Source organism: Saccharibacillus deserti, assembly GCF_013618475.1.
GTDB lineage: Bacteria > Bacillota > Bacilli > Paenibacillales > Paenibacillaceae > Saccharibacillus > Saccharibacillus deserti.
In genome coordinates this window covers 20,476-37,230 of the sequence record NZ_JABJVN010000011.1, presented here as the reverse complement: position 1 = coordinate 37,230, position 16,755 = coordinate 20,476, and the positions used below count along the sequence as shown (strand labels likewise).

General features: G+C 40.4%; 15 protein-coding genes. 11 read left to right on the top strand and 4 right to left on the bottom strand.

Going from position 1 to position 16,755, the window contains the following annotated elements; all coding sequences use genetic code 11:
* Positions 1-214 precede the first annotated feature (214 nt).
* From HOP44_RS20890 to HOP44_RS20840, 11 genes are all read left to right on the top strand, one after another.
* Positions 215-1,579 carry an ABC transporter permease gene (locus HOP44_RS20890; RefSeq protein WP_172257042.1) on the top strand — a complete coding sequence of 455 codons (1,365 nt, stop codon included), beginning with the start codon at positions 215-217 and terminating at the stop codon, positions 1,577-1,579.
* 13 nt (positions 1,580-1,592) lie between these two features.
* Entirely contained in the window at positions 1,593-2,813 is a 1,221-nt protein-coding gene (locus tag HOP44_RS20885; protein WP_172257040.1) for an ABC transporter ATP-binding protein, read from the top strand.
* Positions 2,810-4,351: a class I SAM-dependent methyltransferase gene (locus tag HOP44_RS20880; RefSeq protein ID WP_172257038.1), complete on the top strand. Its 1,542-nt coding sequence runs from the start codon at positions 2,810-2,812 to the stop codon at positions 4,349-4,351. Before HOP44_RS20885 ends, HOP44_RS20880 begins: the two co-directional genes overlap by 4 nt.
* Positions 4,352-4,366: 15 nt before the next feature.
* Positions 4,367-6,646: a glycosyltransferase family 2 protein gene (locus HOP44_RS20875; protein WP_172257036.1), complete on the top strand. Its 2,280-nt coding sequence runs from the start codon at positions 4,367-4,369 to the stop codon at positions 6,644-6,646.
* A gap of 81 nt (positions 6,647-6,727) precedes the next feature.
* Positions 6,728-7,240 carry a glycosyltransferase family 2 protein gene (locus tag HOP44_RS20870; protein ID WP_172257034.1) on the top strand — a complete coding sequence of 171 codons (513 nt, stop codon included), beginning with the start codon at positions 6,728-6,730 and terminating at the stop codon, positions 7,238-7,240.
* A gap of 68 nt (positions 7,241-7,308) precedes the next feature.
* Positions 7,309-8,643 carry a phospholipid carrier-dependent glycosyltransferase gene (locus HOP44_RS20865; RefSeq protein ID WP_172257032.1) on the top strand — a complete coding sequence of 445 codons (1,335 nt, stop codon included), beginning with the start codon at positions 7,309-7,311 and terminating at the stop codon, positions 8,641-8,643.
* A 14-nt stretch (positions 8,644-8,657) separates the two neighbouring features.
* Positions 8,658-9,308, top strand: coding sequence for a hypothetical protein (locus HOP44_RS20860; protein WP_172257022.1), 651 nt, complete (start codon positions 8,658-8,660; stop codon positions 9,306-9,308).
* A 118-nt stretch (positions 9,309-9,426) separates the two neighbouring features.
* Positions 9,427-9,663, top strand: coding sequence for a phosphopantetheine-binding protein (locus HOP44_RS20855; protein ID WP_172257020.1), 237 nt, complete (start codon positions 9,427-9,429; stop codon positions 9,661-9,663).
* 45 nt (positions 9,664-9,708) lie between these two features.
* Positions 9,709-10,452 carry an SDR family NAD(P)-dependent oxidoreductase gene (locus tag HOP44_RS20850; protein ID WP_172257018.1) on the top strand — a complete coding sequence of 248 codons (744 nt, stop codon included), beginning with the start codon at positions 9,709-9,711 and terminating at the stop codon, positions 10,450-10,452.
* 2 nt (positions 10,453-10,454) lie between these two features.
* Positions 10,455-11,336, top strand: a complete 882-nt coding sequence (locus HOP44_RS20845; RefSeq protein ID WP_246369983.1) for a transketolase — start codon at positions 10,455-10,457, stop codon at positions 11,334-11,336.
* Positions 11,330-12,310: a transketolase family protein gene (locus tag HOP44_RS20840; protein ID WP_172257016.1), complete on the top strand. Its 981-nt coding sequence runs from the start codon at positions 11,330-11,332 to the stop codon at positions 12,308-12,310. The genes HOP44_RS20845 and HOP44_RS20840 overlap by 7 nt, the downstream gene beginning before the upstream one ends.
* A gap of 62 nt (positions 12,311-12,372) precedes the next feature.
* On the opposite strand, the gene HOP44_RS20835 is transcribed toward HOP44_RS20840, so the two are convergent.
* Genes HOP44_RS20835 through HOP44_RS20820 form a run of 4 tightly spaced genes read right to left on the bottom strand, consistent with a single transcriptional unit; the run spans position 12,373 to position 16,657 of the window.
* Positions 12,373-12,918 carry a GNAT family N-acetyltransferase gene (locus HOP44_RS20835; protein ID WP_172257014.1) on the bottom strand — a complete coding sequence of 182 codons (546 nt, stop codon included), beginning with the start codon at positions 12,916-12,918 and terminating at the stop codon, positions 12,373-12,375.
* Positions 12,919-12,949: 31 nt separating this feature from the next.
* A complete protein-coding gene (locus tag HOP44_RS20830) occupies positions 12,950-14,176 on the bottom strand; it encodes an acyl-CoA reductase (RefSeq protein WP_172257012.1) in 1,227 nt (408 codons plus the stop codon).
* Positions 14,157-15,266 carry a LuxE/PaaK family acyltransferase gene (locus tag HOP44_RS20825; RefSeq protein WP_172257010.1) on the bottom strand — a complete coding sequence of 370 codons (1,110 nt, stop codon included), beginning with the start codon at positions 15,264-15,266 and terminating at the stop codon, positions 14,157-14,159. Before HOP44_RS20825 ends, HOP44_RS20830 begins: the two co-directional genes overlap by 20 nt.
* Entirely contained in the window at positions 15,263-16,657 is a 1,395-nt protein-coding gene (locus HOP44_RS20820; protein ID WP_172257008.1) for an AMP-binding protein, read from the bottom strand. Before HOP44_RS20820 ends, HOP44_RS20825 begins: the two co-directional genes overlap by 4 nt.
* Between the last annotated feature and the right edge of the window lie 98 nt (positions 16,658-16,755).

Sequence of the window (16,755 nt, the reverse complement as noted above, 5' to 3'; positions counted from 1 at the left end):
CAAAGTGGATCCGCTATTCATTTGTTCAATGGATATTCGTTCCTTTTTGCTCGACTCGTCATACATATTACCGTATACTTGGTTAGTCAAGGTGATGGCTCCTTTGTTTGAATGTACTAGGGTATTTTAGCATGAAATCGATGAAATGAACAAAATAGAGTTTTGGTTTTCACGTAAAGCAATTCATATTTGTGCACGGTTAAGGAGAAAAGAAATGAGTCTGAAGAAACGCATTATATTGATAGCCCTTGCTTTGCTTTTTACGGCGACCGGATTCATGGTTTTGCAATCGTATGATCGAGATAATGCCGTTATCAAAGTTTCGGCGGAAATTAAGTCCGATGTCAAAGACGATTATCAGCTTTTCTACATAGCAAGTGGTTCGGATTGGACAGAAGAAAATTCTTTCCATAAGAATTATGATTCTCCGGGGGTTTGGCAGAAGCTTGAGTACGAGATTCCTGCAAATACGAAGGAATTCCGAATGGATTTGGGGCATCGCCCAGGCAAAGTAGAAATGAGAAACTTTAAAATATCTGCAATTTCCGAAAAGACCATTGCTTTGAATGAGGAATGGGCAGATAGTCATCAACTCAAAAAACAAGAATCTTCTATAGAAGAAGCAGAACTGCGTTCAGAAGGGGAAGATCCTTATTTTGTTATTGAATCTCAACCCTTGATTAAACAGGCCTTAACGGGAAACGACCCTTTCCATACAGCTAAAAACGCGGTGAGCGGTTTGCTTTTCGGAGCAACAGTCGCTTTTGTTTTTAGATATGCGAGAACGACATTGGAAGCTGCCAAAGAAATTGTTCGGCATAGACGTTTAGTCCTGAACCTCGGAAAAAATGATTTTAAAACAAAGTTTGCTTCCTCGTATTTGGGAATAGTGTGGGGATTTATTACACCCTTAATCACGATTGCCACCTACTGGTTTGTATTTCAAGTTGGACTACGAAGTGGGGATGTAGGAGAACTCCCCTTTATCCTATGGTTTTTGGCCGGGATTATTCCATGGTTCTTTTTCTCGGAAGCTTTCGGCGGAGCTACGAACGCGCTTAGTGAATACAGCTATCTGGTCAAAAAGGTTGTTTTTAAGATAGAGCTTCTTCCTACCGTGAAAATCGTATCCGCACTTTTTGTCCACGTATTTTTCCTTATTGTCATTTTTGTCGTGTACGCGGCTTACGGTTATTATCCTTCCATCTATAATCTGCAGTTGGTTTATTACTTGCTCTGCAGTATCGTTTTAGCATTGGGATTATCTTTTTTGACGTCTTCGATTGTACTTTTTTTCAAAGATCTTAATCAGATCATTACCATTATTCTTCAAATCGGATTTTGGTTTACGCCGATTGGCTGGCCCGTTACAATGCTGTCCGGATTTTGGGCGACCCTGTTCAAGATGAATCCCATGTTTTATATTGTTCAGGGGTTTAGAGATTCTTTCGTCGATCACATCCTTTTTTATGAAAGACCTTATGCGACCCTGTATTTCTGGGTACTTTGTCTGGCGATTCTTACATTGGGTATCGTTACGTTCAGAAAACTGAAACCTCATTTTTCGGATGTTCTCTAGAGAGGAATTGACCATGGAACCGATTATCGAAATTAAAAACGTCGTCAAAACCTATAAATTATATCATAAACCAACCGATCGCTTGAAAGAGGCTCTCTCCTTGAGCAAAAAGAAACATCATCAGGAGTTCAATGCGCTCAAAGGAATCTCGTTTGACGTAAACCAAGGCGATGCGCTGGGCATATTGGGGAAAAACGGTTCGGGCAAATCAACGCTGCTGAAGATGATTACCGGCGTTTTGACGCCGAGTGCCGGACAAATCGAGGTTCGAGGCAAAATTGCAGCGATTCTTGAGCTTGGAGCGGGTTTCAATCCGGAGTATACCGGCCGGGAAAACGTGTATCTCAACGGCCTGATGATGGGATACACCCGCGAAGAAATGGAACCCCGGATGGCGGCCATTATCGACTTCGCCGATATTGGAGAATTTATCGACCAGCCGGTCAAAGTCTATTCCAGCGGGATGTTTGCGCGGCTGGCTTTTGCCGTTTCCATCAATGTGGATCCGGATATCCTAATCGTTGACGAGGCGTTGGCTGTAGGAGATATCCGTTTCCAGACCAAGTGCATAGACAAGATGAAAGAGTTGAAGTCGAAAGGGACGACGATTCTGTTTGTTTCGCATGCGGTAGAGCAGGTAAAACGGTTTTGCAATAAAGCGGTCTGGATCAAAGATGGGCAGGTACAGGCGTTGGGAGAAGCCAGCGAAGTGGTAGACGAGTACGAAGACTTTATGAAAAATTATACCGAGGACCATGTGCAAAAACGGGAATCTCAAATACACGTTCAAGAGGAAGAAGCGGAAAATGATTTCGTGCTGCCGGAAAATCCGGATGTTCTGGCCCTTATTACGGATGTTCGAATCAATAAGGAGGACTTCAGGACTCACGAAAGATTGGAAGTTGAAGTCGATTATGACGTGTACGAACAAGAAATTTCCGACCTTCTGTTGGGGGTCGCCATATATACGCCAAAGCGTGAATATATTTTTGGACCCAATACCTTTTTGGAAAAGGCAGAGATTCCAATAAGAAGAGGAAGACATCGGGTGAAATATATAATCCCGCATCTGCCTTTACTGGGAGGAACTTTCTGTATCGATGTAGGTTTGTTTAATAACGAAGGCTTGGTGTGTTTGCATTACCAGGAGAATAAATTGACTTTCAAGATTACAAACAAGTACTTCTCCGAAGGCTTGGTCTATATCAATCATGAATGGGATGTGGTCAAATGATTGACCTTTTATTCGATCAATATCAGCGCTATAAAAATGTAGTGGATGCGATAAACAGCTTGCGGAAGCCTGGTGAAGTTTTTCGCATTTTGGAAGTTGGAGCGAATGAACACCGTAATTTGGAAAAATTTCTTCCCGATGATTCCATTAAATACTTGGATATTGAGCTGCCGGAAGAACTACTGAACCATCCCGATTATGTGCTGGGTGATGCTACCCAAATGGAATTTTCAGATGCCGATTTCGACGTCGTTGTCGCCCTGGACGTTTTTGAACATATCCCCCCCGGCAAGCGAGAAGACTTTATTGATGAGCTTCATCGGGTGAGCAAAGCCTTTTTCGTTATCACGGCTCCGTTTGCTTCACCCTTAGTCAGCGAAGCCGAGCGTCGCGCCAATGCCGTTTATAAGACGTTTTTCGGCGAAGATTTCAGATGGTTGGCCGAACATTTCGAGAACGGGCTTCCCGATCAATCCGAACTGGAAGAACACTTGGTCAAATTGGGCGGTCATTATCGCAAGCTTAATCACGGGAATCTGCAAACCTGGGAAAGCATGATGGAGATTCACTTTTTGGCTGCTTATTTGCCTGCCCTGTATCATTACCGGGCAGAGATCGATCGCTTTTATAACCAGCATCTTTACGAAGACGATTACGTACACGATTCTTACCGGAAGATTTATATTCACAGCAAAGAACGCGAAATGTCGGATTTGATCGAACGAAGAAGCGTACAGAACCGGATGCCCGAGCGTTTTCAAGCTTTGGAAGCTCGTAAAGGCACGTTCTTTTCATTGGCATCCGCACAAAAAGTCCAAATTCAAAAAGAATCAGGCATGATCGACAAGATTCAATTCTTCTGGGATGACGGAAATGGCTTCAACGAAACGCAAAGCGTTCAGATTGTTAAAGACACAGAGAACGCTATACATAAGTTCGTATGGGAAGAGCCTTCAGCTACGTTCATAACTTCTCTGCGAATCGACCCTTCGGACCGGAAAGGCATCTACAAGATTGAGAACCTGCTGATTACAGATACGGAAGGCCAGCGAATAAAAGAGATATCTCAGACAGGTAACTACGTTTTTTCATTTAATGAGAATTTTGTTTTTACTAACGACGACCCTTTCTTCATTTTAACCTTTGTATCGCCCCTGCAAATCGGGTCTGTAAGTTTTGACGTGGTTTCGCTTATGAACGATGAGCGAGCCCTCTTGATGCAAATCGAAAACAAGGCCTTAAAAGTAAAGGATCTTAATGGGAAAAGTGCTGGTCAGGCTGAAAATATTCAACGCCTAAACGAGGAAATCAAGCAGCTCCAAACGAATAGAGAAAAAGAAATAGCTGAAAGCCTGGAACGAATTCGTATGATCGAACAAGAAAAGCTGCATGCGGAACAGGAATTAACGGAAGCCCAACACAATCTGCAGGTGTGTGTTGAGGAAAATTTGCGAATGAAGCAAACGCTTGAGGAAATCTATAGCGCGAAATCTTGGAGGCTGGCATCTTTAATCAGAAAACTGGTCGGAAGAAGATAAATTAGGGGGATTACTTTGAGTATCAAAGATAGACTTAGGGAGCGCATTGCTCCTGCCGTAGCAGGTTTTTTAGGTATTCGAACGAAAATTGCACTTCAGCCGATCTCCCATTTGGAGGAAGCAAACGGGAAATGGAGAGCTCACGGTAACGACCCGGCCTTTTTGGTGAGCGGAAGATATTTTGCCGGTTGGAACAAAATAGAGTGGGAGTCCGAATCCGAATCGGTTATTCCTTTGAAAATGTATTGGGATCGCGGACAAGGGCTTTCAGAATCGGAGAGCACCGTATTCTCGGCAATTCCAAGAGGGGCAGCCAAGCGTTCGGTAACCGTATATATTCCTGCCGGAACTCGAAGTTTGCGAATTGATCCAGGAGAAGATGAAGCCGAGTTTGTTTTTAAAAATGTTCGCTTCAAAAAGACGACACGTTTAAAAATCGTGCTGGGATCGGTTTGGAAATTGATCGCTCAAAAAGGGTTTGCCCATGCCGAAACCCGACAAATGATTCGCAAAGGCATTAAGGTTCTCCGTACAAGCGGTGCAAAAGCGGCCTGGGTGAAGTTTAAAGAATACTCCGGGCACCAGTCGAACGGAATCGCCGGCAATTATGAAAACTGGCTGTTTAATCATCAACTGACTCATGCGGACTTTGAACGGATCAAGCAAGAAATTCAAGGATACACGTATCAGCCATTGATTTCGATTATTCTTCCTGTATACAACGTAGACGAAAAATGGCTCAGATTATGCATTGATTCTGTTCTTAACCAGCTCTATACGAATTGGGAATTGTGTATTGCGGACGATGCCTCGACCAAGCCGCATATCAAAAAAGTCCTGAATGAATATGCACAAAAAGATAGTCGGATTAAAGTAGTGTTTCGAGTGAAAAACGGACATATTTCAGAGTCTTCGAATTCGGGTCTCGAAGTTGCCGCAGGCGAATACGTCGGGCTGCTTGATCATGATGACGAGCTTTCCGTTGATGCCCTGTATGAAAATGTGAAGCTTCTTAACGAACACCCGGAAGCGGATATCGTCTACAGTGACGAGGACAAGATCAGCGAGGACGGGATGCGGCATTCGCCTTATTTTAAACCCGATTGGTCGCCTGACTTGCTGCTGTCCCAGATGTATACCTGCCACTTCAGTATCTATCGCAGAAGTCTGGTCGAACAAGTAGGCGGGTTCAGAAAGGGCTACGAAGGAAGCCAGGACTACGACCTTGTGCTCCGCGTTAGCGAATTGACGGAAGCTATTTATCATATTCCTAAAATTCTTTATCATTGGAGAACAATCGAAGGTTCCACGGCATTAATGGATTCTTCAAAAAGTTATACTCATATCTCGGGCTTGAGAGCTGTAGAAGATGCTTTGGTCAGAAGAAATATTAATGGATGGGTAGAAGGAGTGCAAGGGATGGCTAACCTCTATCATGTTCACTATCGTCTTCAAAAAGAAGCTTCGATTTCGATTGTCATCCCCAATAAGAACTTACCCGATATTTTAGACCAGTGTTTAACTTCTATTTTTGAAAAGACTAATTATCAAAATTATGAAGTGCTGGTCGTAGATAACGGAAGCGACAATCCTGCGACTTTTGATATCTACAAGAAGTGGGAGAGGGCTCAAGGGGAGCGATTTAGATACGTCGAATATGATATTCCCTTTAATTATTCTAAAATCAACAACTTTGGCGTAGAACAAACCCAAGCTGAGCTGATTCTTTTGTTGAACAATGATGTAGAAGTTATATCTCCCGATTGGCTGACGGAAATGGCTGGACAAGCTATGAGGTCTGAAGTGGGAGCGGTAGGAGCTTGCTTATACTATCCTGACGATACGATCCAGCATGCAGGCGTTGTTCTGGGTATTGGCGGAGTAGCCGGACATAGTCATAAGCATTTTAGAAGAACGGATAACGGTTATTTTAGCCGTCTCAAGATGATTAGTAATTACGCAGCGGTTACGGCAGCGTGTCTTATGATTAGAAGAGAAGTTTATTTGGAAGTCGGGGGTCTTGAAGAGAGTCTCCAAGTGGCTTTTAACGATGTGGATTTTTGTTTGAAAGTTTGGACGGCCGGATATCGAAATGTTTGGCTTCCTCATGTTCAATTGTATCATTACGAGTCTAAAAGCAGAGGGTATGAAGATACACCTGAAAAGCAGAAGAGATTTAAGCAAGAGATTGATCTGATGCAAGAAAAGTGGTCTTCCGCATTAAAAAAAGATCCTTATTACAATATTAATTTGAGTAAGATTAAGGAGGATTTTTCCATAAATATTTTTGATTGAATAAGGCGCTTAAAAGGAGAATATATTGCTCTTCTTAACAATGATATTGAAGTTATTAGTCCTAACTGGCTGGAAGAACTGTTGGGTTATGCACAGCAAGAAGAAAATGGAGCAATAGGAGCAAGACTGATTTATCCGGATCAAACTATTCAACATGCAGGAGTAATCATGGGGTTGGGAGGAATTGCAGGACATGCCTTTAGAACCTGCCATTACAATGATCCCGGCTATTTTGGTGCGTTGCTGGTCAACCGAAACTGCGCAGCAGTCACAGCGGCCTGCCTAATGGTGCAAAAGTCGAAGTATTTGGAGGTAGGAGGGTTGGAAGAGGAATTGTCGGTTGCTTTCAACGATGTTGATTTTTGTTTAAAACTGTTAAACAAAAAATACAATAACGTCTGTTTGAACAGTATTGAATTATACCATCATGAATCTAAGACCCGTGGGGCCGAGGATACGCCGGCAAAGCAGGAACGTTTTAAAAGAGAGATCTTGTATATGGAGAAAAATTGGAACGCAATCATAAAGAAAGACCCTTATTATAATGAGAATCTTTCTTTAAATAGTGATTCTTCCTATCAAATAAAAGGATAAAAAGAAAACACCGAATCTGCTGAAGAATAGATTTACAAAAAAAATTTTTGAAAGAAAGGACAACTCAATTGAATCTTTTCAAAAAAATAACTCCCAATTACTTTTTGTTTTTTTTAATGATTCTATGTTTTTTTCTCTATTCTTTATGGGCTATAACTATTCCTTTCGGTAAAGCACCTGACGAAATTCAACGCTACGATGTAGGTAACTTTATATTTCAATATCATGAGCTCCCTGTAGCAGGGGATGAACGTCTTTTCTATGGGGGCTATGGCACAACCTACGCCACTACACCTTATCTGCCTTATCTTTTAGGTGGAGTGCTTATGATCATTATGGATTTCTTTTTTGACATTGAAAATTTGTATTTGGTTCCTCGGCTCGTGTCTGTAATTTCAGGCGTATTATCGGTTATGCTTGTTTTTAAAATTTGTAAAGGTTTGAAGTTGGGCAACAATCTGACTTACTTTGTAACTTCGATATTTGCATTTGTACCTGGTTATGCATTTGTGAATTCATATGTAAATCAAGACTCTTTTGCCATACTTATTAACTTATTTGTTATATTTACATGGGTTAAAGGCGAACGAGAAGGTTGGGCTATAAAAAATTACGTATATACCGGGATTAGCTTGGCGATTTGTTTGTTAACTTATTTGAATGGCTACATTATCATCCCAGTCACTGTAATGCTTCTCTTATTTCACTATTTCCACAAAAAGCAAACTGGATTTTGGAAAAAGCTTCTTTTTTTAATTATCCCTATTGTTATGATCAGTGGATGGTTTTTTGTTAGAAATTACATGCTCTATGATGGAGATATGTTAGGAGTAAATTACAGTAAACAGTTATCCGAAAAACTGGCAACCGAAGAAATGAAGCCTTCGAATCGTCTCACAATGCAAAGACAAGGAGTTAGTATAGGAGACATGCTTATAGAACGCGGTTGGCTGGTTGGTACTTATCGTAGTTTCTGGGGAATGTTTGGCCATATGGATACGGCTTTCCCACTATCTTTCTATATAAGGATTTCAACGCTTCATTTTGTTGCAATCTTAGGTTTTATTTTATTAAGTCTGAAGCCCCTCCAGCGTATGCTCTTTTCAGTAAAAGGGAAAATGGAACAGGTTTATAAAAACTCTATTTTTTTAGCGCTGTTCATGTTGATTCCATTAGCTTTTATGCTAAGTATTTACTATTCGTACACTTCTGATTTTCAGTACCAAGGCAGGTACGTATATACAGCTTTGTTCCCGATTATTTTATTCTCTTGTTTAGGGATTTCTAAATTGATAACACCTAAATTAAGACCGTTTGTATATGTTGGTATGGTAGGGGCATTGTTTTTTCTTAATTTATACGCCGTATTTAAGCTTCTTTTGCCTAATTACTATCCCATTTGAAAAGAGAATATTCGATGAAAAAAAACATGTCAATTTTTATCGTTTTAATTATGCTTTTGTTAGGAACGGTTAGTTTTTATTTATTTAAAACAAATGTACATCCTTATATCAATCAAGGTGCTTCTGAGACTCCGATCGGAGAATTGACAAAAGCAGATCAAATTGAAGAAAGCTTTTATTTCGATAAAGATAACTTATCTTCTTTCGATCTTCTTTTATCTACGTACAAAAGAAAAAATTCTTCGCTTATTAAAGTTGAATTGTTAGATGCAAATAAAGAATCCTATTTTTCGAAAGTATTAAATACTTCAACGGTTGTAGACAACGCTTATATGAAATTTGATGTCCCAGTGATCCGGTCTTCTAAAGGCAAACAATTTTTCATCAGGATAACTTCAGTGGACGGCATTCCTGGAAATGCAATCACATTATGGAAGTCGAATGAAGAAACCTATGAGGGTGGAGAGCTATTTGTAAACAACAAAAAACAACAAGGTGATTTGGTTTTTAAAGTGAACTACGAAAGTAACCGCCTTGAGGGTGTGTTTTCGAGTTTAACAAAGCTTCCGATTTCTGCAGGGTTAGCCATTTTTGTTTTTCTTGGCATGCTGTTAAGCGGATTGTCACTCATTGCTTACTTACTTTATAAAAAGCTTATTAAATAGGATCTATTGGCTTTTTAAGCCTTCAAAAGTGTACAATAATCATTTAAAAGACATTGCGCTTACCTGTTTAATTCGCCATAATATTAAAATACAGACATTTATTGAAGGAGAGAAAAACATGAACGAACAAAAATACAAGAAGGCTTTTATCGAAAGCTTTAACCTGCCTGACACCACAGAATTTGAAAAGCTTGAATATAATACTTTTGAAGAATGGGATTCAATCGGACATATGCAGTTGGTAGCTGCATTGGAAACCGAATTTGATATCATGATGGACATGGACGATATTATCGACTTCAGTACTTATGAAAAAGGTAAAGAAATCTTGAAAAAGTATGAAGTTGCTTTTTAAACTCAAGACTTTTGCTCAATGTATGAATAAGTTTGGAGGAATCTAATGCTTCTTCAAGGGAAGACGGCTGTAATTACTGGTTGTTCAAGAGGAATCGGCAAAAGTACTCTTGAAGTTTTTGCGCGTAATGGTTGTTCCGTATGGGCATGCTGCAGAAAACCTTCAGAAGAGTTTGAAGCTTTTATTTTAAACCTTCAAAATGAATACAAAGTTTCGATTTATCCTCTTTACTTTGATCTTGCCGATTCCGAACAGGTAAAAAAGGCTGCAAAAGAGATTTTTTCTTCTAAACAAAAAATCGATATCCTGGTTAACAATGCAGGTGTTACTCCTACAAATTCTTTGTTCTTAATGACTCCTTTGGATTCCATGAAAGAGATTTTTAACATAAACTTCTTTTCTTCCATGCAGTTAATCCAATATATTGGAAGGTTAATGAGCAAAAATCGTTCAGGAAGCATAGTGAATGTAGCCTCTATTGCAGGTTTGGATGGAGGGCCTGGACAATTGGAATACACAGCAAGCAAAGCGGCTTTGATAGGCGCTACCAAAAAATTAGCAGACGAATTTGCGGATTATCAAATTCGCGTTAATGCGGTAGCTCCAGGCGTAGTCGAAACGGATATGATCGGTCGAATGAGTGAGGAATTGCTTCAAGAATCCGTTTCAAATAATCATATGAAACGTTTGGGTAAGGCAGAGGAAATCGCAAATGCGATTCTATTCTTGGCATCGGATCAGTCTTCCTTTATCACCGGCCAAATTTTGCGTGTAGATGGGGGTTGTTAATTTTGATAAATGAAATGGACGTACAAGAAAAAGACATTATTAAGAAGATCGCTTCTTTAAACCATAAGATGCGTCAACACGCATTCGATATGGCTCTGGGCGTGGGAGGAAAAGGGGCCCACCTCGGCGGAGGACTCTCAATCATGGAAATTATGGCTGCCTTATACGGAGCCGTTATGAAGCATGATCCTGCAAACCCATATTGGGCGGAAAGAGACCGATTCGTACTTAGTAAAGGCCATGGCGTACTGGCTTATTATTCCGCACTTGCCGAAACCGGGTATTTTTCTACGGATGAATTGAAAAATTTTGAAATAGACGGTGGACCATTGGGAGGCCATCCGGTTCTTGATATGTCACGAGGAATGGAATTTTCAAGCGGAAGCTTAGGGATGGGCTTATCTTTTGGTTTAGGCATTGCCCTTACTTCTCGAACGCATAACGTTCCTTTCAATGTTTATGTCCTGCTGGGAGACGGAGAATGTAACGAAGGCTCTGTTTGGGAAGCTGCCATGGCCGCCTCGCACTACAAATTAGGCAATTTGATTGCTATCGTTGATCGTAACAATTTACAGTATGACGGCACAAACGATAAAGTAATGGATTTAATGGATTTTAAAATGAAGTGGCAAAGTTTTGGATGGGAAGCAGTAGAAGCTGATGGGCACAATATACCCGAAATTTATCATGCTCTCTCCAATAAAAAGCGCAGTTCTGATAAGCCTTACGTTATTATTGCCCATACCATTAAGGGAAACGGCGTGTCCTTTATGGAGCATCAAAGAGATTGGCATCATAATCGTTTGACGCAAGCCCAATACGATCAAGCTGTTATGGAACTGAAGGAAAGGTACGCTAAAGAAGAAGGTGACTTTTCATGCTAGAGATCAATGCAGTAAATTCACGCATTTGGTCCAAATTGGGATCACGCGGTTCGTTTGGAGTAGCGATGCATGACTTGGGTAAATCTGTCGAAGAGATCATTTTGGTAACGGCAGATCTTGGCGTACTGACAGGATTAACTCGCTTTATGGATAGTTATCCAAACAAGTTTATCAATACGGGTATTGCTGAACAGAACATGATTGGCATAGCTGCCGGAATGGCTAAAGAAGGCCATAACGTATTCGCAACCACATACGCAACCTTCATTACCATGCGTAGTTATGAACAAGTGCGTCTCAATCTGGCTTATATGAATTTGAATGTAACGTTGGTCGGCTCAGGAAGCGGTCTTGTAATGGGTCTATCGGGCAATAGCCATTACGGGATTGAAGATATTGCACTTATGAGAAGCTTGCCAGGGATGGTAGTCTTGTCTCCGGCCGACGGAGCTGAAGTGATTAAATCGGTGTACGCAGCTGCCGCCCATCCCGGTCCGGTATATATTCGTTTAACCGGAGGCATGAATAATCCAATTGTGTATACGGAAGAATATGATTTCCAAATCGGCAAATCCGTAAAGCTTAAAGAAGGAGACGATGTAACCTTATTCGCTACGGGAACAATGGTTCATGAATCTCTAATGGCAGCCCAATTGCTGCAGGAACAAGGCATTGAAGCTGCAGTAGTTAATATGCATACGATTAAGCCTCTAGACCGTGCTGCAATCGAACAAGCTTGCCTATCTTCGAAGTTAATTGTCACTGTAGAAGAACATGGTGTAATTGGGGGTTTGGGAAGCGCGGTAGCTGAATACAAAAGTACTTTAGCCAGCAGTCCGCCGCAGTTACTCATTGGTCTTCCCGATTATTTTGGGAAAATGGGGGAATACGCGTACTTGCTTGAGAAGTACGGCCTAACAGGAAAGAAAATTGCCGAAACGGTTATAAACAAATTTAAGGAAATCGCAAAATAAAATTCGGTTAAATTCTAACTAAAAAACGGTTCGGCTTGGGGCTAACCAAGCCGAACCGTTTTTTAGTTGTTTTCAAATCTACTCAAATATTTTTTAAAATTCTTTTCTTTTTCGACGTAGCTGTTTTTATCGAGCTTATAAAGCGAAACCTCCGAATTTCCTTCTACCGCATCTGACACCAATTGATAACCGAAAGAGGCATTGTATCTAATGGCACGTTGATTTGAAGAGAGGACAGTGGCAAACATGACTTCCAAGTCCAAATCAAAAAATGCAAAATCAAATAATAAAATTGCTGCTGCAACAGCCAGGAATGGAGGAGCATGAGTCTCGTCATATATGAAAATGCCGGATTCACAGGTTCGATTAACGAAATCTATGTCCTTTAAATTTATCATTCCAATATTCTGTTCCAAATAAGTAATCATGAAATAAAAATCTTTATTTGGATCCAGGCTATCAAACCATTTTTTTTGCATTTCAGATGTGATATAACCTCGCCATACCATGAATTTATTGATTTTCTCGTCGTTTCTCCACTGTCTCAGCTGTTCAATATGAGAAAACCGGATTCTTTCTAAGGTTATACCGTATTTGCTTATTTCCATAGTAACCTACCTTTTTTTCATCCTATTTCATTTATTTGATTGAAATTTCCCGTGTGAAATAAACAAAGAAGTCATAGCCGTCCCAAACTTCAGAGAAATTCAATGCCTGGCCAACCGGAACAATCCGATCAATCCCCTTGTCAGTCAACTCCCAAGCCAATTGATTGATTTTTTGTTTTTCAAAGCCAAACACGGTTAGGGTTTGATCCCTTTTTTCGATAAATTCCGGGATCTTCTCTATTTTATCCAGGTGCATTTCGAAGAAAAAGCCTCCGCCGCATTCTACATTTTTAATTTGGTTAGAATAATTCGATATATTTGCACGGTAAGGATGATCCGTTAAAGCTGTCGAGAGATGATCTACCATGCCTTGGGCGGCATAAGAATAACCTTCCGTTATTCGATTTATCCCTACCGCGGCTTCCCAGCGAATCCCTTTTTTCTTGACCACTTCGCCTAAACGACTCCAGAACAAGTCTTTTAAAGTCGTAGAGGATGAACTCTCCTCCCCTACCCAGAGGACTAATCGAGGAGAAGAGCAAGCCATTTGGTTAAACCAATAAGCATCGTTATAAAAATTAGAAGCTAGTTTTTCCCATTCGTCAGCATTCAAATCAGCTAAGCCATCTATGTTAATGGCGGTAAGCGAAAACCGGTTTGCAAAAACCATTTCTGTGGCTCGCGGCGGTAGAGGAATCTTTCGAATCGAACGAATACTCTGATCTCCTCCCCATATCACGCGAACATCGCAAAAACTTGAAACTTGTTCGGTTAACAAATCTTCATGTTGATAACTGACGATCAGTGTTCGTTTTGCAATGGGGTGGAATTTTTCTTCTTTTACAACTTCCTTAAGCAGATCGATTAAAATATTCATTTGCTCGTCCCTACGCTGGGAAAGACGTATGATGTTCTTGTTTCCTACCAGTAAAGAAAGAAACCACGAATAAATGAAAATGGTATCTACATTCGAAGGTGCAAAGTGAAGGACAATGCCTCGCGGCTGCCATACTCTGTCTTTACGTTTCGTATGATATTCAAGCTCCAATTGCAATAAATTCGCTTTACGAAGCCAATGGGCCATAGCGACTATTTCGGCATGATTTCGAAACTTGCGATCCGTTAAAATACGTTTCGAAAGCGAGTGAATAAATTCGAGCGTGATTGGATCGAAAGCTTTAAGCGGACGTTCTTTTCTCATGGAGTCTGCTTGTTCTTTCCAACTGCCGGTTGGAACGTCAGGAAATAATACTTGCATGTCGATCCTCCTCATTTATGGCTTGGGTATCACTGCATCCTCTTATTTCCGCTTTGGGAAGTCTTCCATAAACCGAAAAGTACTTACCTTTCCTTCCGCAGGAACAAGTATCTTCTCCATGAATTTCTCCAAGATCCTCAGTAAGCAAACTATGTCCGGGATAGCTTTTTGGAAGAACACTCACTACTTGAATCAAGCCTTTTTGATGGAAATCCAGCACTTCTAAAGTTTCCGGGTCTCTCACCAAAATGTCGGCAAATGAAGGAGCATGAAGATGACCTTTTTCGCATTCCATGAAAATAGAACCGACCTGTTCGACCATACCATAAAAATTGTGAACATTTGGAATGCCCAAATGGGTATGGAGAACCTCTTTGAAAGTGTTATTGTCCACAGCCTCGTCCAAAAGTTTTTTCCAGCCTCCGCTATGTATCAAGATGCTGTTTTTTAAATCGACTTTCTTGTTTTGCTCGATTGCTGCCTTGCAAAAATATTTCCATACCATAAAAGTAAAACCGAACATCAATATTTTTTCATCTTTATGCTTTTCCATGAAAAGTTCCAACCCAGGCCAATCCACATTCATATCATCGTCCAAAAGATAGAAATGATTTCTCCCAAAGTTCACCATGCCCATAATGCCCGCTCCACGAGCGCTATAGGATTTTCTGTTTTTTATTACATTAGGAGTATCGATAATAATCATGGGAAGTCTTTGGTTGCCAATAAAAGATTTAACAATATGGACAAGAGCCTTGGTCTGAAGACCCGCCGTAACTTTATCCAAATAAATTTTGGAAACGATCTGAGAAGTTGTGCCGCTTGAAGTCAGGGTTTTGATTACAGAAGCCGAGTCGATGCTTTTGAGTTCCAATAATTTGAAAAGTCGTACAGGTAAGAAAGGAAGCTGTTCAATAGGAGTCGAGGCTTCAAGTTCATCCTTTTGAATAGCTTTCAAAATATTGAAATATTCTTTGCCGTTTTCTTTGTGGAAAGCAGTCAGGTTTTTCAACTCGGAAGAAAGGAATTCTCTTTTTTGAGAAGCTTCTAATCCGTAAGGATCTGCGTTGAAAAGGTCTTCGGTATTCATCTGATTCCCACCTTTACGCTTAATTTATGATAGTCCACTTTACCGGAGTCGAGAATGGGAACCTCTTCGATGTGACGCGTTTGTACGACGGAATGGTGGAGTTTGTATAGTCGAAGCACCTCTTTTTTTGCTTCATCCAAAATATCTTCTTTCTCGCTGACCACGTATAAACGTTCATCATTTCCTACACAGAAAAAACGCGTTTTAAATAGATTTTCCATCGTTTTCTCAACATCGTCCAAATTGATTCGTAAACCAAAAAGTTTTATGAATCTTTTTAAGCGTCCAGTAATAAAATAATAACCGTCGGTATCCATTGTAGCGATATCTCCCGTTCTCAAAACGCCCAAATTTTCATCGGGAAGACTTAATTCCTTCTTTGAGGTTGCGTAACCTAGCATAACGTTCTTTCCTTCATATATTAGCTCGCTGTTGGAATCTGTATAGAGCTTGCCTCCCGGAATCGGAATCCCGATGGATCCGCGTTTTGCGGAAAGCTGTACAGGAGGCAAATAGCTTATTCTTGCTGTAGCTTCGGTTTGGCCGTACATGATGAAAAAGCTTATGTTTTTAACCGAACATGCATCGGCGAAATATTCTTGCAGATTATCTGCCAATCGTCCACCGGCCTGCGTCATCTTCTTTATCGAAGGCAGCTCCATATTTTTAAAGCCAAGACGGTGAAGCATTTGATAAGTATAAGGAACTCCTGCAAGAGAAGTTACGCCATGCTCGCTGATTTTTTGCCAGAAAGATTTGGATATAACAGGATCGTCTGAAAGAACGATTGAAGAGCCTGCCAAAAGGTGACTGTTAATTACAGATAAGCCATATGAATATTGCATGGGCAAAGTAGTGATTGGACGATCCATGGGTGAAATATCGAGATACTCTTTAATGGATTCCGCGTTAGCACTCAAATTAGCATAAGATAATCTAACCATTTTAGGACTTCCTGTGGTTCCGGAAGTAGAAAGCAAGACAGCTAATTCAGCATAAAGATCCTCGCTTTGATTTCCATTCGAGCTTTTCCAAGTACAATAGTTCAGTACAGATGGTTTTTTCTCATAACCGCGGATCTCCAAAAGTTCTTCTTCGGGCGCATAGATCCAGTCAGGTTGGTAAGTGTCGATTAAATTCAGAAGAAGGTTTTTTTCCATTCCTATAGGCAATAAACAAATGGCTTGACGCGCTTTTAGTGCGGCTAAGTAAATAACAATTGAAGAATAGGTGTTTTTGCAGAATAAAAAGATCAACTTTTTTTGCTGCCCATCAAAATTTTTGGCAGCAAGGGTGACCTCTTCCTCCAATAATCCATACGTAATCTTATTATCGTTTTCAATGAAAGCTATGCTCTCGGGTGCATGATTTATATTCCAAAAATCTTTCATCACTCTAGTTCCTCCGTATTCCTGAAAAAAATAATCATCCTTTAACTAGACGATGCTCAAAATGCGATATCAATACAATATTGTATTCTTTTTAGGGG

Excerpts from the sequence above, each read along its gene's own strand:
- HOP44_RS20890 (WP_172257042.1), top strand. The coding sequence starts at position 215 with ATGAGTCTGAAGAAACGCATTATATTGATAGCCCTTGCTTTGCTTTTT.
- HOP44_RS20885 (WP_172257040.1), top strand. The coding sequence starts at position 1,593 with ATGGAACCGATTATCGAAATTAAAAACGTCGTCAAAACCTATAAATTA.
- HOP44_RS20880 (WP_172257038.1), top strand. The coding sequence starts at position 2,810 with ATGATTGACCTTTTATTCGATCAATATCAGCGCTATAAAAATGTAGTG.
- HOP44_RS20860 (WP_172257022.1), top strand. The coding sequence starts at position 8,658 with ATGAAAAAAAACATGTCAATTTTTATCGTTTTAATTATGCTTTTGTTA.
- HOP44_RS20855 (WP_172257020.1), top strand. The coding sequence starts at position 9,427 with ATGAACGAACAAAAATACAAGAAGGCTTTTATCGAAAGCTTTAACCTG.
- HOP44_RS20850 (WP_172257018.1), top strand. The coding sequence starts at position 9,709 with ATGCTTCTTCAAGGGAAGACGGCTGTAATTACTGGTTGTTCAAGAGGA.
- HOP44_RS20840 (WP_172257016.1), top strand. The coding sequence starts at position 11,330 with ATGCTAGAGATCAATGCAGTAAATTCACGCATTTGGTCCAAATTGGGA.
- HOP44_RS20835 (WP_172257014.1), bottom strand. The coding sequence starts at position 12,918 with ATGGAAATAAGCAAATACGGTATAACCTTAGAAAGAATCCGGTTTTCT.
- HOP44_RS20830 (WP_172257012.1), bottom strand. The coding sequence starts at position 14,176 with ATGCAAGTATTATTTCCTGACGTTCCAACCGGCAGTTGGAAAGAACAA.
- HOP44_RS20825 (WP_172257010.1), bottom strand. The coding sequence starts at position 15,266 with ATGAATACCGAAGACCTTTTCAACGCAGATCCTTACGGATTAGAAGCT.
- HOP44_RS20820 (WP_172257008.1), bottom strand. The coding sequence starts at position 16,657 with ATGAAAGATTTTTGGAATATAAATCATGCACCCGAGAGCATAGCTTTC.